The organism is Mangrovicoccus ximenensis (assembly GCF_003056725.1).
Classification (GTDB): Bacteria; Pseudomonadota; Alphaproteobacteria; order Rhodobacterales; family Rhodobacteraceae; genus Mangrovicoccus; species Mangrovicoccus ximenensis.
Map to the genome: position 1 here is coordinate 1,010,493 of NZ_QBKZ01000001.1, position 14,960 is coordinate 1,025,452.

Below are 14,960 nucleotides of genomic sequence, written 5' to 3' on the forward strand. Positions count from 1 at the left end.
ATCTCGCGCGGCTCGGCCATGTGCCCGGTCGGCAGGGCGGCGAGCTGCGCATCATGATCGGCAGCCAGCGCGACATCCGGCTGATGCCGATCTTCGGCTATTCGCGGCTGATCGGCTATGACCGCAACCTGGATTTCGTCGCCGACATCCTCGAATCCTACGAGATTTCCGAGGACCGGGTCTTCACCTTCCGCCTGCGCGAAGGCCACCGCTGGTCGGATGGCAGCCCGCTGACGGCGGAGGATTTCCGCTATGCCTGGGAAGACGTGATGATGGACCCGGACCTGCCCGGCGTGCCGATCGAGCTGATCCCCGACGGCGTCCCGCCGGACTTCTCGGTCATCGACGCGCGGACGGTCCGCTATGAATGGCCGGTGCCGAACCCGGGCTTCCTGCCGGCGCTCGCGGCGCCCTCGCCGCCGCAGCTCGTCGCGCCCTCGGCCTATCTCAAGCAGTTCCATGCAAAGTACCAGACCGTGGCGGCGCTCGAAACGGCGGTCGAGGCGAACCGGGTCGATGACTGGCGGGCGCTGCACACCAAGATGTGCCGGACCAACCGGCCGGAAAATCCCGACCTGCCGACGCTCGAACCCTGGCGGCCGCGGACCGCGCCGCCCGCCCAGCGGTTCGTGTTCGAGAGGAACCCCTATTTCCACCGCACCGACGAGACCGGAGTCCAGCTCCCCTATGTCGACCGGGTCCTCCTGGATGTCAGCTCCTACGAGATCATCCCCGCGAAGGTGGCCGCCGGGGACAGCGACCTGCAGGCCACGGCGATCAGCTTCAACCACTACACGGTGCTGAAGGAAGCGGAGAAGCGCGTGCCGGTCAACGTGCTGCTGTGGAAGGGCACGCAGGGCTCGCGGCTGGCGCTCTATCCCAACATGACCTGCCAGGATCCGGTCTGGAGCGTGCTGTTCCGCGATGTCCGGGTGCGCCGGGCGCTGTCGCTGGCGATCGACCGCACCGAGATCAACAAGGCGCTGTTCTTCGGCCTGTGCACCGAAAGCGCCAATACCGTCCTGCCCGCGAGCGCGCTGCACCGGCCGGAATATTCCGCCGCCTGGGCCTATCACGATCCAGACCAGGCGAATGCGCTGCTCGACGCGGCGGGGCTGTCGCGGCCCGCGCTCGACGGGCGGCGGCGGCTGCCGGACGGGCGGGTTGCCGGGATCATCGTCGAGACGGCCGGCGAAAGCTCCGTCGAGACCGACGTCCTGGAACTGATTACCGAGCATTTCCGGCGGATCGGGCTGGCGCTGTGGACCCGCAGCTCCCAACGCGACATCTTCCGCAGCCGCATCCTGGCCGGGCAGGTGCTGATGTCGGTCTGGGTGGGGATCGACAACGGCATTCCCACCAGCGAGATGCCGCCCTCCGAGCTGGCGCCGACCTCCGAGGACCAGCTCCAATGGCCGGCCTGGGGACTGCACTACATGTCGGGCAGCCGCCAGGGCACGGCGCCCGAGCTGCCGGAGGTGCAGCGGCTCGTCGATCTGATGAAGGCGTGGAAGCGCACCCGCTCGGCCGCCGAACGGCGGGCGGTCTGGGGCGAAATGCTGGCGATCCATGCCGACCAGGTGTTCTCCATCGGGACGGTCTGCAACGCGCCGCAGCCGGTGCTGCGCGCGCGCGACCTGCGCAACGTCCCCGAAGAGGCGTATTTCGGCTACAGCCCGACCTCGATGCTGGGGATCTACAATCCCGACACCTTCTGGCGCGACACGGACGGGAGCTGAGGCGATGCTGAGATACATAGCCTGGCGCATCCTCGTCATGGTGCCGACCCTGGTCCTGATCTCGATGCTGGTCTTCGCCATCATCGAGCTGCCGCCCGGCGACTATTTCGAGAGCTACATCCAGGAGCTGCGGGTCCTCGGCGAGCAGGCCGACCTGCAGGAGATCATCGAGCTGAAGGCGCGCTACGGCTTCGACGACCCGCTGCCGCTGCGCTATTTCAACTGGGTCACCGGCATGCTGCACGGCGATTTCGGCTATTCCTTCGACTACCGGATGCCGGTCAGCGACGTGGTCGGCGACCGGCTGTTCCTGACCATCCTGGTCTCGGTGCTGACCATCGCCTTCACCTGGATCGTCGCCTTCCCCATCGGGCTCTACTCGGCCACGCACCAGTACAGCTGGGGCGATTACGGCCTGACCTTCCTGGGGCTGATCGGGATCGCGATCCCGCAATTCATGATCGCCATCATCATGATGTATTTCGGCAATATCTGGTTCGGCATCTCGATCGGCCACCTGATGGATCTCGAATATCTCGGCCAGCCGATGAGCTGGGACAAGGCCGTGTCGATCGCCGAGCACATCTGGATCCCGGTGATCATCATCGGCACGGGCGGCACGGCGGCGATGATCCGGCGGCTGCGCGCGAACCTGCTCGACGAGCTGCGCAAGCAATATGTCACCACCGCCCGTGCCAAGGGGCTGTCCCCGGCCAAGGTCGTGGTGAAATATCCGCTGCGCATGGCGCTGAACTTCTTCATCGCCGATATCGGCTCGCTCTTGCCGGCGATCATCTCCGGGGCCGAAATCACCGCGATCGTGCTGTCTCTCGAGACCACCGGGCCGATGCTGATCCGGGCGCTGCAGGCGCAGGACATGTATCTCGCGGGCTCCTTCCTGATGTTCCTCGCCTTCCTGACGGTGGTCGGGGTGCTGATCTCGGATATCGCGCTGGCGCTGCTCGACCCGCGGATCCGGCTGGACGGGACGCGCCGCGGATGACGAACCCCCTTCCCCGCCCCGGAGCCCCGCTCGAGCACTATGTCTCCGCCAGCCCCTTCGAGCCCGCCGAAGAGCAGGGCGCCGGCGCGCTGTCGCAGAATTCCCAGATGCGCATCATGTGGCGCAAATTCCGCCGCCACCGGATCGCGCTGGCCTCGGGCATCTTCCTCTTGATCGCCTATCTCTCGCTGCTGGTCACCGAGTTCCTGGCGCCCTACACGCTCGAACACCGCGATCTCGACTTCATCTACGCCCCGCCGCAACAGGTGCACCTGTTCCACGAAGGCAGCTTCGTCGGTCCCTTCGTCTACGGGCAGTCGATGACGCTCGACATGGACGCGCTGCGCCGGGTCTACACGGACGACACCGCCGACGTGCAGAAGCTGCGGTTCTTCTGCCGGGGCGAGAGCTACGACTATTTCGGCCTCTTCACTGCCGACCTGCACCTGGTCTGCCCGGCCGAGGGCGGCCGGATGTCGCTCCTCGGGACCGACCGGCTGGGCCGCGACGTGCTCTCGCGCATCCTCTACGGCGCCCGGATCTCGCTGACCATCGGCCTTCTCGGCACCGCCGTGGCCTTCGCGCTGGGGATCACCATCGGCGGCATTGCGGGCTATCGCGGCGGCACCTTCGACATGGCGGTGCAGCGGCTGAACGAAGTGCTGCAATCGATCCCGTCGATCCCGCTCTGGATGGCGCTGGCCGCCATCATTCCGGTCTCCTGGAGCCCGATCCTGGTCTATCTGGGCATCACGCTGATCCTCGGCATGCTCGACTGGACGGGCCAGGCCCGCGCGGTGCGCTCGAAGATCTTCGCCCTGCGCGAGGAGGATTACGTGGTCGCCGCCGAGGTCATGGGGGCAAAGCCCGCGCGGATCATCTCGCGCCACCTGATCCCGGGCGTCTTCTCGCACCTGATCGCCAGCGCCAGCCTCAGCATCCCGGCGATGATCCTCGGGGAAACTGCTTTGACGTTTCTCGGGCTTGGCCTTAGACCGCCGATCACGAGTTGGGGAATTCTGCTGACGGAAGCGCGGGGCATTGAGATCATCGTCCTTTATCCATGGCTCCTGTGGCCGGTGGTGCCGGTGTCTCTGGTGGTGCTTGCATTCAATTTCCTCGGTGACGGATTGAGAGACACGGTGGACCCTTACAGATGACCCATGCCGGAGAACCCAACCCTCCCGTCCAGTCCTTCGCGGATGCGAAGATCCTGATCTACAGCCACGACACCTTCGGGCTCGGCCATCTGCGGCGCTGCCGCGAGATCGCCCATGCGCTGGTGGCGGCCTATGGGGGCATCTCGGTGCTGATCATCTCCGGCGCCACCATCGCAGGCGCCTTCGAATACCGATCGCGGGTGGATTTCGTGAAGATCCCCAGCGTCATCAAGCTGCGCAACGGCGAATACACGTCGCTGGCCGAGCACATCCCGCTGGCCGATACCCTGGCCATGCGCGAGACCATCATCCGCAACACCGCCGAAAGCTTCGCTCCGGACATCTTCATCGTCGACAAGGAGCCGCTCGGGCTGCGCGGCGAGATCGAGGGCACGCTCGCCATGCTGAAGGCGCGCGGCACGCGGCTGGTCCTCGGCCTCCGCGAGGTGATGGACTCGCCGCGCCTGCTGGCTGCCGAATGGGCCGGGACCGGCAAGCTGGAGAAGATGCAGCGCTATTACGACACGCTCTGGGTCTACGGTCCCAAGGGGTTCAACGAGCCGCTGAAGAAGATGGACGCCCCGCCCGAGCTGCTGTCGCGCATGCGCTATACCGGCTTCCTGCGGCGCAGCGCGCGCCCGGCCGGCCAGGCCGGCAGTTCCGCGGACGGGCGCGGCGGCTACATCCTGGTGACCACCGGCGGCGGCGGCGACGGCGAGGAGCTGACCCGCCAGGTTCTGGCCGCCTACCAGACCGCAGCACCGCCGCAGCACCGCGCGATCATCACGCTCGGCCCCTACCTGCCCGCGCGGGCGCGCGAGGAGATCAAGGCGATCGCCGAAGGCATTCCCGCGGTCGAGCTCCTCGATTTCGACAACCGGCTGGAAGACCTGATCGCGGGCGCCGCCGCCGTCGTCGGCATGGCGGGCTACAACACCTTCTGCGAGATCCTGTCCTTCGACAAGCCCGCGCTTCTGGTGCCGCGCACGCAGCCGCGCGAGGAACAGCTGATCCGCGCGCAGCGGGCCTCGGCGCTGGGGCTCGCGCGGATGCTGCTGCCCGAGCAGGCCAATGACGCGGAGGTCCTGGCCGAGATGCTGCGCGACCTGCCCGGCCAGGCGCCGCCCTCGGCCTCGGGCACCATGACGGCCGGGCTCGGCGGGCTCGACACCATCGTCTCGGATGTCGGCGGATGGCTGAACGAGCGGCATTCCCGGGCGAGATCGGGCACAGATGGCTGAGCGTCCGGACTGCCGCGCTCCGGCCGCGGCGGACGGGTCTGCCGCGGGCAAGCTGGTGATCGTCCTCAAGGGCTATCCCCGCGTCTCGGAGACCTTCATCGCGCAGGAGATCCTCGGGCTCCAGCAGGCGGGCGCCGATATCCGCATCGTGTCGCTGCGGCCGCCCTACGACGCCTTCCGCCATCCGGTCCACGCAAAGATCACCGCGCCGGTCCTCTACCTGCCCGAAACGCTCGGCGACGGGCCGCGACGGGTCGCGGCGGCCCTGGCAAAGGTCCGGCGCCGCCCCGGCTTCCGCCGCGCGCTCGGCCAGTTGGCAGCGGCGGCGCCAGCCGCGCCGGAGCGCCGGGCCCATCGGGCGGTCCTCCTCGGGGCGGAAATCGGTCATGCGGGGCCTCCTCTCCCGCGCGGGTCCCGGTCGGGGACGAGTCGCGCCTCGGCCGCTTATAGCAGGCATGCGGAAAAAATTGCAGGCCTGCGACGGAACCCGCGCCAGCCGCCGTTTATGGGATGAACGCGGCAAGAAGCCTCGCCGCGTCGCAGTCACACGAAAGGCATGACCGATGACCAAGAAGATGATCGCCCTGACCGCCGCAATCGCCGCCGGCCTGGCGCTTCCGGCGCTGGCCGAACGCGGCCATGACGGTCCGCACGGCATGATGGGGCCGGCCGGGTTCGGCCATGGCGAGCGCCCCGCGTTCTCCGAGCTCGACGCCGATGGCGACGGCACGGTGACGGCCGAGGAATTCAAGGCCCACCGCCAGGCGCGCTTCGACGCGGCCGATGCCGATGGCGACGGCCAGCTGAGCGCCGAGGAGATGACGGCCGCGGCCATGGCGCGGATCGAGGCCCGGATGGCCGCCCGATTCGCCAACATGGTGGAGTTCCGCGACCAGGACGGCAGCGGCGGCCTGACGCTGGCCGAGATCGAGGGCGAAGACCGTGGCGCGCGCATGGAGCGGATGTTCCGCGCGATGGACCGCAACGGGGACGGCGTGCTGAGCGGGGAGGAAATGGCGCAGCGCCCGATGATGCACGGCCCGGAAGGCGGGCGGCATGACGGCAAGGGGCCGCATGACGGCAAGGGCATGGGCGGCAACTGACGCCTTGACCGGTGTTCCTCGGCCCCCTAGCCCGGTCGGCGATGACGGCTGACACTGCGCCCGGCACCTCTGCGGAGGATGCGGAGCTGCTCGCGGCCTATGCCGCGGGCGACCCGCAGGCGGCCCGCATGCTGATGCTGCGGATCGCCCCGCGGATCCATGCCCTGGCGGTGCGCATGCTGGGCGACCGGGCCGAGGCCGAGGACGTGACGCAGGAGGCCATGCTGCGGCTGTGGAAGATCGCGCCGGACTGGCGCCACCGCGCGGCGGCAGGCCCGGGCGGCACCGGCTGGAGCGTGCCCGAAGCGGTCGACGTGCCGAACAACAATTCCTCGATCGCGGCTGCCCGGCTGGCCTCGGGCGAGATCGCGATGATCTGCAATCCGGTGAATGCCGCCATGTCGCAGAGCCGCCGCGCGTCGCTCTATGACGAGCTCGGCGAGGAGGATGACCGCCCCGATGCCGACACCGCGGGCGGCTGCGTGCCGGTCTGGGGCGTGGAGCGCGCGCCGGTGGCGCTGTGCCTCTCGGGCGACGACGGGCGGAGCTTCCCCGAACGCTACCTCGTCGAGGACGGGCCGGGGACCTGCCTGAGCAACAATTCGGTCGACGGCAAGAACCGCGAGCTGTCCTATCCGTGGCTTCTGGAAACCCCCGACGGCTGCCTGCATCTGAGCTACACCTTCCACCGCCGCGCCATCAAGCATGTGCGGCTGGCGCCGGGCTGGCGGAACCGGCTGCCGCGGCTCTGAGGCGCGGGGCAGGGCGGCCGGATGCCTCCGCCGTCCTGCCATGTCCGGCCGGGCCATGGCCTGCAATCCTGATCAGGGTTGAGGCAGGTCAAGGCGCTGCACGCTCTGCGGGCGCTTGATCGGACTGTCCGCCGGCCGGGAGAGGAGACCCGGCCGCGCGGGCGGCACGATCATCAGGGGAGGCAATCATGACTGCAATCAAGGGTATCCTGACCGCCATTCCGGTCCTGGCACTCGCCGCCGCGGCCGCGTGGGGCGACGAGATGGGAAAGCAGGACTACATGCAGGGCTGCGCAGGCTGCCATGGCGAAAGCGGACTCGGCCAGGGGCCGGTCGCAGATCTTCTCAATGTCCCGGTGCCCGACCTGACGCACCTGTCCGCCGCCAATGGCGGTGAGTTCCCGATGCTGAAGGTCATCCATATCATCGACGGGCGCACCGGCATGCGGGCGCATGGCGGCCCGATGCCGATCTGGGGCGCGGTCTTCAAGGCGGAGGCCGAGGGCGCCAGCGGGCTCTATGGCGGCGACGAGGCGGTGACCCGCGGCCGCATCCTGTCGATCGCCTACTATCTGGAGTCGATCCAGCAATAGCACCTGCCGCGCCGCCCGTGCCGGTCCTGCCGCTTTGGCAGGCAAAGCGCGGGCGGAGACGCATGAATTCTGGCCGTCCGGCGCTGCGCAGGGGCGGCCCGGCCTGTCGGCTGGACGGGAGGCTTGCCCGCCGGCCGGAGCTCCGCTGCAATCGGACTGAATATACGCAACGTATATTTCATGGGACGGCCTCCGGGCGGTCCGGTCCGGAGGGCCCCGCAAGAGGGTTCAGGACATCGAAGGTACCTTTCGGTCCAACAGCAAGGAGTCGAGGCCATGACCTCACGCAAGACCATGCAGACCAAGACGGCGGGGCTCCGCCGGATCCTCGCGGCGACCGCCCTGGGCAGCACCCTGCTCGGCGGGGCGGCAACGGCGGCGCTGTCGGCGGAGACCGAGATCCGCGCGCTCGGCTACACCTCGAACCTCTACCTGTGGAACATGGAAGAGGCGTTCTACGGCACGGCCTTCCCCGAAGCGGCGGGCGACCTCGTGTCGATCGAGGCGGTGCCTCATGACCTGGCGGGCCTCAAGGGCCCCGAGGTGCTGTCGATGCTGCAGGACGGCACGCTGCAGCTCGCCGTGCAGAACATGAGCTACATGGCCGGCGAGGATCCGCGTTTCGAGGCGCTCGATCTGGCGGGCGTCACCCTGACCAATGCCGACGCGAAGAAGGCCACCGAAGCCTACAAGCCGGTGCTGGCCCGCGTCATGGAAGAGAAGTTCAACACGCATCTGCTGGGCATTGCGCCGCTGCCCTCCCAGGTCTTCTGGTGCCGCGAGGAAATCTCGGGGCTGAACGATCTCGACGGCAAGAAGGTCCGCGTCTTCAACTCGACCCTGTCGGATTTCGTCACCGGCGCGGGCGGCACGACCGTGACCATTCCCTTCGTCGAGGTGATCCCGGCCTTGCAGCGCGGCGTCGCCGATTGTGCCGTCACGGGCACGTCCTCGGGCAATACCGCGCGCTGGTTCGAGGTGACGGACTACCTCTATCCGATGAACGTGGGCTGGTCGATGGTGTTCTGGGCCGCCAACAAGGACCTCTGGGACAGCCTCTCGGAGGAGCAGCAGGCGCTGCTGGCGGAGCAGTACGGCAAGCTCGAGGCCGAGGCCTGGGCGGTGCAGGAGGAGCAGGATACCGATGCAGTGTCGTGCTCGACCGGCGGGGCCTGCGAGCTCGGCGTCTCCGCAGACATGACGCTGGTGCCGGTGTCGGATGCCGACATGGACAAGCATGCCGCGATCATCTCCGACTACGTGCTGCCGAACTGGGCGGAGCGCTGCGGGGCCGAGTGCACCGCGGAATGGAACGAGACCGTCGGTGCCGTTCTGGGCATCGAGGCGCCGCTGCCATGAGGGCAGGCGCGCAGGCACTGGCGCAGGGTCTCGACCGCCTCCTCGCGGTCCTGCGCGCCGTCTCTTCCGCCGGGGTCTGGGCCGGCGGGCTGATCCTCGTTGTGCTGGCGCTCGGCGTCGGCGCCGAGGTGCTCCTGAGGAAGCTTGCCGCCACCAGCATTGGCGGGCTCGACGAGCTCGGCGGCTATGCGCTGGCCATCGTCGCGGCGCTGGCCTTCACCGAGGCGCTCTTCGCCCGCAGCCATATCCGCATCGGCCTGATCCGCGACGCGCTCGGGCCGCGGCTTCGGGGGCTGATGGACATCCTGTCGCTCGGCGGGCTGATCTGGTTCCTGTCGCTGCTCCTGTGGTTCGCGGGCAAGCTGGTGCTGCGCAGCGCGGTGATGGGCACGAAATCGATGACGCCGCTGGCCACCCCGCTGATCCTTCCGCAGGCGCTTTGGTATGCCGCGCTGGTCCTCTTCGGCCTTTCGGCGCTCGCGCTGCTGCTGCGCGCGCTGCTTTCCGCGGTGCTCGGAGACTGGGACGGCATCGCCGCCCGGATCGGGCTGCGCGACGCCGAGGAGGAACTGCGCGACGAGCAGATCCTCTCGGCCGAAGCCGCGGGAGAGACCCTGCCGGGCCAGCCGACACGGGAGATCCGGACATGATCGCCACCACCCTCGCCGTGCTTTTCGGCCTGCTGCTCCTGTCGCTGCCGGTCGCTGCCGTGCTCGGCCTGACCGGCGTGGTGCTGAGTTCCTCCTACAGCTTCATCCCCGCCACCCGCGGCATCGGCACGATCAGCTGGAGCGCTCTGAATGACGGGGTCCTCGTCGCCGTGCCGCTCTTCGTGCTGATGGGCGAGCTGCTGCTGCGCTCGGGCCTCGCCGCGCGGATGTACGGCGCGATGGCGGCCTGGCTCAACTGGCTGCCCGGCGGGCTGATGCATGCCAATATCGCCACCTCGATGCTCTTCGCCGCCACCTCCGGCTCCTCGGTCGCCACCGCTGCCACGGTCGGCACCACGGCGATCCCCGAGATCCGCCGCCACGGCTACAACGAGCGGCTGTTCCTCGGCTCCATCGCCGCCTCCGGGACGCTTGGCATCCTGATCCCGCCCTCGATCAACCTGATCATTTACGGCGCGCTCACCAACAGCTCGATCCCGCAGCTCTATCTCGCGGGCTTCCTGCCGGGCATCGCGCTGGCGGCGATGTTCAGCCTCGCGGTCTGGATCGCCTGCCGGATGCGGCCCGACTGGGGCGCCTCGCCGATTGCCGTCAGCTGGCGCCAGCGCATCGCCGGGCTGCCGCACCTGATCCCGCCCGCAGGCATCTTCCTCCTGGTCGTAGGGTCCATCTATGCCGGCTGGGCGACGCCTACCGAGGCGGCGTCGCTCGGCGTGCTCGGCGCGCTGGCCATTGCCGCCGCCACAGGCAGCCTGACGCGGGCAATGCTGCGCTCGGCCTTCGCCGGAACGATGCGCACCACGGGGATGATGATGGCCATCGTCATGGCGGCCTATTTCCTCAACTACGTCTTCGGCAATATCGGCCTGACCACCAAGGTCGTCGCCTTCTTCAACGACCTCGACATGGGCGCCTACCAGACGCTGTTCGTCATCATCGGCTTCTATCTTGTGCTCGGCCTCTTCATGGAGACGCTGTCGCTGATGGTCGCCACCGTGCCGATCTTCACCCCGATCATCGTCGCCATGGGCTTCGACCCGGTCTGGTTCGGCATCCTCGTCATCATGCTGATCGAGACCGCGATGATCACGCCGCCCGTGGGCATCAACCTCTTCGTGGTGCAGGGCGTGCGGCAGGGCGGGGCGCTCTCGGATGTCGTCCGCGGCGTGCTGCCCTTCCTCGCGGCGCTTTTGCTGGCCATCCTCGCGCTGGTGCTGGTGCCCGGCATCGCGCTCTGGCTGCCGGGGTGGCTGGCATGAGCGCGCTGGCCGATCTCGGCACAAGCGGGCTGCGCGGCCTCGATCAGAGCGCCCGGTGGCCGATGTCGCGGCGGCAGAAGCCCTCGGGCCAATCGAGCGCGTCGATCAGCGCATAGGCGCGGTCGCGCGCCTCCTGCAGCGTCGCACCGCGCGCGGTCGCGTTCAGAACCCGCCCGCCGGTGGCCAGCACCTTGCCGTCCTGCGCGGTGGTCCCAGCATGGAACATCACGCGGTTGCCGTCTTCCTCCAGCGCAGAGAGGCCGCGGATTTCCGTGCCCTTCTCGTAGCTGCCCGGATAGCCCTTGGCGGCCATCACCACGGTCATGGTGCAGTCATCGGCCCAGTTGACCTTCATGCCGGCCAGGCGGCCGTCGACGCAGGCCTCGATCAGGTCCAGCACCTGGCCGCCGAGCCGAAGCATCAGCGCCTGGCATTCAGGATCGCCGAAACGGGCGTTGTATTCGACCAGCCGCGCGCGGCCATCCTCGATCATCAGCCCGGCATAGAGCACGCCGACATAGGGCGACCCGCGCCGCGCCATTTCCTTCAGCGTCGGCTGGACGATTTCCGCCATGGTCTGCGCCACGACCGCATCCGACAGGACCGGCGCCGGGGAATAGGCGCCCATGCCGCCGGTATTCGGGCCGGTATCGCCTTCGCCCACCCGCTTGTGGTCCTGCGCCGTGCCGATCGGCAGCGCGGTCTCGCCGTCGCACATCACGAAGAAGGACGCTTCCTCGCCGGTCATGAATTCCTCGATGACCACGGCCGCGCCCGCGGAGCCGAAGGCGCCGCCGAAAATGTCCTCGACCGCATCCAGCGCGTCCTGCAGCTCCATCGCCACGATCACGCCCTTGCCCGCGGCCAGGCCGTCGGCCTTGATCACGATCGGCGCGCCCTGCGCCTTCACGTAGTCGAGCGCGGGCGCGGCCGACTCGAACCGTGCATAGGCCGCGGTCGGCGCCGCGCAGGCATCGCAGACCGCCTTGGTGAAGGATTTCGACGCCTCGAGCTCGGCCGCCGCCTTCGACGGGCCGAAGCAGCGCACGCCCGCCTCGCGCAGCCGGTCGGTGACGCCCGCCACCAGCGGTGCCTCGGGACCCACGATCACCAGGTCCACGGAATTTTCCTGGGCGAACTCGACCACGGCGCCGCCGTCATTGATGTCGAGCTGCGCGCATTCCGCAATCTCGGCGATCCCGGCATTGCCCGGCGCCACGATCAGCCGGTCGCATTTCGGGTTCTGCTTGACTGCCCAGGCCAGCGCATGCTCGCGCCCGCCGCCACCGAGAATGAGAATGTTCATGCCGCCTCCGCTGCGTGTTGCGCCTGCGTCCTAGGCAGGAAGCGCCCCGGAGGCAAGCGCGTTGCCCCCGGGACCGCCGGGAACCTGTGGCTCCGGCGGCGGTTTTCCCCTCAGGAACCGACGAAAGGAGAGACCCATGTCCGGCCTGCGCCCCGCGGCCTACTTCCTGGCCCCCGCCCCCGCTGGCGGCACCGCCTGGGTGCTGCATAGCGACCGTTGCCATGGCGCGGCACTCGACGGCCCGGCCGAGCTGGTCGGCCGGTTCGACCGCTGCGCCGACGCCATTTTGCCGAAACCGCGGTCGCGGAACCGGAGCTGGCGCCGCAGGCGCTCTGCGCCGCGCTCGACGACCTGGATGCCGGAAAGGACAGGCTGGCCGACTGGACCCGCTGGATCGCCGCGCGCGGCGCGGCGGTGAATGCAGGCCTCGCACCGCTGGCCGACGCGGTCGAGGCGGACCTCCTGGACCTGCCTGCGGAGGAGGCTTTCGAAGCCGCCTATGCCGCTTGGTGGCTGCCCTTGGCGATGGATGCCGAACCTTGCCTGCGCGGTTTCACCCATTGGGCGCACGAAGACGCGATCAAGCGGTTCCGCGCACTCGACGGGGCGGCCGCCGGCATGGCGGCAGGCCAGGTGATGGCACGCATCAACCACGGCCTGCCCGCGCGGGACCAGGTGCCGCGCAAGTCCGAGCTGGGGGTGCTGCGCCACCAGCTGGGCTTGACCCGGCCGAGCCTGCCGATCCGCGCGCTGATCGCCGAAATGCCCGAAAGCTTCGCCCGGCTCGCGCCCTGCGTGCTGATGTCGCCGCTCTCGGTTGCGCAGTACCTGCCGCCCGGACAGGCCGCCTTCGACCTGGTGATCTTCGACGAAGCCTCGCAGATCACCACCTGGGACGCGATCGGCGCCATCGCCCGCGGCCGCCAGGCAGTCATCGTCGGGGACCCGAAGCAGCTGCCGCCGACCAATTTCTTCGGCCGCAGCGACGACGGCGACGAGGACCTGCCCGAAATGGAGCGCGACCTCGCCTCGATCCTCGACGAGGTGGCCTCGGCCGGGGTGCCGACGCAGCAGCTCAACTGGCATTACCGCAGCCGCGACGAGTCGCTGATCGCCTTCTCGAACTGGCACTACTACGGCGGCCGGCTGGTTACCTTCCCCTCGCCCGATCCGGGCGCGGGCGCGGTGCGGCTGCATCGGATCAAGGGCACCTACGGGCGCGGCCGCGGCCGCACCAACGAGGCCGAGGCGCGTGCCGTGGTCCAGCTGGCGGTGGAGCGGCTTGCCGCTTGGGCGGCGCTGCCCGAGGAGGAGCGCCCGACGCTCGGCGTGATCACCTTCAACGTCCAGCAGCAGGAGCTGATCCTCGACCTGCTCGACGAGGAGCGCCGCCGCAATCCCGATCTCGAATGGTTCTTCGAAGATGCCCGCGAGGAGCCGGTGATCGTCAAGAACCTGGAGAACATCCAGGGCGACGAGCGCGACGTGATGCTGTTCTCGGTCACCTTCGGACCGGATGCGGCCGGAAAGCTGTCGATGGCCTTCGGCGCGCTCAACAGCGAGGGCGGCGAGCGTCGGCTGAACGTTGCGGTGACCCGCGCGCGCGCCGAGCTGCATGTCTTCGCCTCGCTGGAGGCTTCCCAGATCGACCTGAGCCGCACCCGTGCCACCGGCGTCGCGCATCTCAAGGCCTTCCTCGATTTCGCCGCCCGCGGCCCCGAAGCGCTGCCCGCGCAGGACGAGGGCTCCCTCGGCCCGGTGGAGAACGGCTTCGAGGCGGCGGTGATGGCCGCGCTCGAGGCGAAGGGCTGGGAGGTCCGTCCGCAAATCGGCGTCTCGGGCTTCCGCATCGACCTTGGGATCGTCCATCCCGACCGCGCCGGGGCCTACCTGGCCGGGGTGGAGTGCGACGGCGCCAGCTACCATTCCTCCGCCACCGCGCGCGACCGCGACAAGATCCGCCAGGCGGTTCTGGAAAATCTCGGCTGGACCATCCTGCGGGTCTGGTCCACCGAATGGTTCCGCAGCCCTGCCCCGGTGATCGGGCGGCTGCACGACGCGCTGTCGGCCCGGCTGGCCGAAGACCGCGCTGCCGCAGCTGAAGACGCAGCCGAAGAGCCCGCGGAGGAGCTGCTCGACTGGGAAGACGCCGCGCCCGATCCCGGGCCCGCGGACAGCCTGCCCGCTCTGCCTGCGCCGGAGGTGCTCGAGGGCACGGATCAACGAGGAAGGCTGCATGCCCTATTTCAACGTTTCGCGGCCGCAGAGCCGCGGGACGGTCATGGCGAAATCCGGCGACCCGGGCGAGCTGCCGGAGCTGGATCCGAATTTCCTGTCGGCGCCGGATGATCTGCGGGTCCTGCGCGAAGGTCTGCGGATGATGCGGGACATCCTTGCGCAGCCGGCTTTCGACGGCATCCGCGGCGAGGAATACGCCCCCGGAAAGGGCGTGGTGTCGGATGCCGAGCTCGACGAGTACATCAGGAACGACTGCAACAGCGTCTACCACCCGGTCGGCACCTGCAAGATGGGCTCGGACAGCATGGCGGTCGTCGACGACGAACTGCGGGTGCACGGGCTCGGAGGGCTGCGCGTGGTCGATGCGTCGATCATGCCGACGCTGACAAGCGGCAACACCAATGCCCCGACCATCATGATCGCCGAGAAGGCTGCCGACATGATCCGCGCGGCCGCCTGACCTGTCCGGCCGCCGCAGACTGCGGCCGCAGGGCCGGAAAAAACTCAACCAGACGCGGCGCGCGAACCGGCACGCT

The 14,960-nt window shown here is 68.9% G+C and carries 14 protein-coding genes; 13 read left to right on the top strand and 1 reads right to left on the bottom strand.

Annotated elements, in window-relative coordinates:
* Positions 1-83 precede the first annotated feature (83 nt).
* The 11 genes from C7T91_RS05525 to C7T91_RS05575 all read left to right on the top strand — a co-directional run bounded on the left by C7T91_RS05525 (position 84) and on the right by C7T91_RS05575 (position 10,880).
* On the top strand, positions 84-1,739 hold the full coding sequence (locus tag C7T91_RS05525; protein ID WP_236638048.1) for an ABC transporter substrate-binding protein: 1,656 nt from the start codon (positions 84-86) through the stop codon (positions 1,737-1,739).
* Between the two features lie 4 nt (positions 1,740-1,743).
* A complete protein-coding gene (locus tag C7T91_RS05530) occupies positions 1,744-2,742 on the top strand; it encodes an ABC transporter permease (protein WP_108258311.1) in 999 nt (332 codons plus the stop codon).
* Positions 2,739-3,902 (top strand): ABC transporter permease, encoded by a 1,164-nt coding sequence (locus C7T91_RS05535; RefSeq protein WP_108258312.1) that lies wholly within the window; start codon positions 2,739-2,741, stop codon positions 3,900-3,902. Before C7T91_RS05530 ends, C7T91_RS05535 begins: the two co-directional genes overlap by 4 nt.
* The gene (locus C7T91_RS05540; protein WP_108258313.1) at positions 3,899-5,143 is read left to right on the top strand and encodes a glycosyltransferase family protein; all 1,245 of its coding nucleotides are present in this window, start codon (positions 3,899-3,901) and stop codon (positions 5,141-5,143) included. The genes C7T91_RS05535 and C7T91_RS05540 overlap by 4 nt, the downstream gene beginning before the upstream one ends.
* Before the next feature lie 55 nt (positions 5,144-5,198).
* Positions 5,199-5,657: a colanic acid biosynthesis glycosyltransferase WcaL gene (locus C7T91_RS05545; RefSeq protein WP_145962786.1), complete on the top strand. Its 459-nt coding sequence runs from the start codon at positions 5,199-5,201 to the stop codon at positions 5,655-5,657.
* A 49-nt stretch (positions 5,658-5,706) separates the two neighbouring features.
* Entirely contained in the window at positions 5,707-6,246 is a 540-nt protein-coding gene (locus C7T91_RS05550; protein ID WP_108258315.1) for an EF-hand domain-containing protein, read from the top strand.
* A gap of 41 nt (positions 6,247-6,287) precedes the next feature.
* Positions 6,288-6,998 (top strand): exo-alpha-sialidase, encoded by a 711-nt coding sequence (locus tag C7T91_RS05555; protein WP_108258316.1) that lies wholly within the window; start codon positions 6,288-6,290, stop codon positions 6,996-6,998.
* Positions 6,999-7,186: 188 nt separating this feature from the next.
* Positions 7,187-7,591 (top strand): c-type cytochrome, encoded by a 405-nt coding sequence (locus tag C7T91_RS05560; RefSeq protein WP_108258317.1) that lies wholly within the window; start codon positions 7,187-7,189, stop codon positions 7,589-7,591.
* A 276-nt stretch (positions 7,592-7,867) separates the two neighbouring features.
* Positions 7,868-8,950: a TRAP transporter substrate-binding protein gene (locus tag C7T91_RS05565; RefSeq protein ID WP_236637994.1), complete on the top strand. Its 1,083-nt coding sequence runs from the start codon at positions 7,868-7,870 to the stop codon at positions 8,948-8,950.
* Positions 8,947-9,600 carry a TRAP transporter small permease subunit gene (locus tag C7T91_RS05570; protein ID WP_161555751.1) on the top strand — a complete coding sequence of 218 codons (654 nt, stop codon included), beginning with the start codon at positions 8,947-8,949 and terminating at the stop codon, positions 9,598-9,600. The genes C7T91_RS05565 and C7T91_RS05570 overlap by 4 nt, the downstream gene beginning before the upstream one ends.
* Complete coding sequence (locus C7T91_RS05575; protein WP_108258319.1) at positions 9,597-10,880, top strand: TRAP transporter large permease; 1,284 nt, start codon at positions 9,597-9,599, stop codon at positions 10,878-10,880. The genes C7T91_RS05570 and C7T91_RS05575 overlap by 4 nt, the downstream gene beginning before the upstream one ends.
* A gap of 43 nt (positions 10,881-10,923) precedes the next feature.
* Here C7T91_RS05575 and purD read toward each other — a convergent pair whose 3' ends face one another.
* Positions 10,924-12,186, bottom strand: a complete 1,263-nt coding sequence (purD, locus tag C7T91_RS05580) for a phosphoribosylamine--glycine ligase (protein ID WP_108258320.1) — start codon at positions 12,184-12,186, stop codon at positions 10,924-10,926.
* A gap of 216 nt (positions 12,187-12,402) precedes the next feature.
* On the opposite strand from purD, the gene C7T91_RS05585 reads away from it, so the two are divergent.
* The gene (locus tag C7T91_RS05585; RefSeq protein WP_236637995.1) at positions 12,403-14,535 is read left to right on the top strand and encodes an AAA domain-containing protein; all 2,133 of its coding nucleotides are present in this window, start codon (positions 12,403-12,405) and stop codon (positions 14,533-14,535) included.
* Positions 14,468-14,884: a GMC family oxidoreductase gene (locus tag C7T91_RS05590; RefSeq protein WP_236637996.1), complete on the top strand. Its 417-nt coding sequence runs from the start codon at positions 14,468-14,470 to the stop codon at positions 14,882-14,884. The genes C7T91_RS05585 and C7T91_RS05590 overlap by 68 nt, the downstream gene beginning before the upstream one ends.
* Positions 14,885-14,960 lie beyond the last annotated feature (76 nt).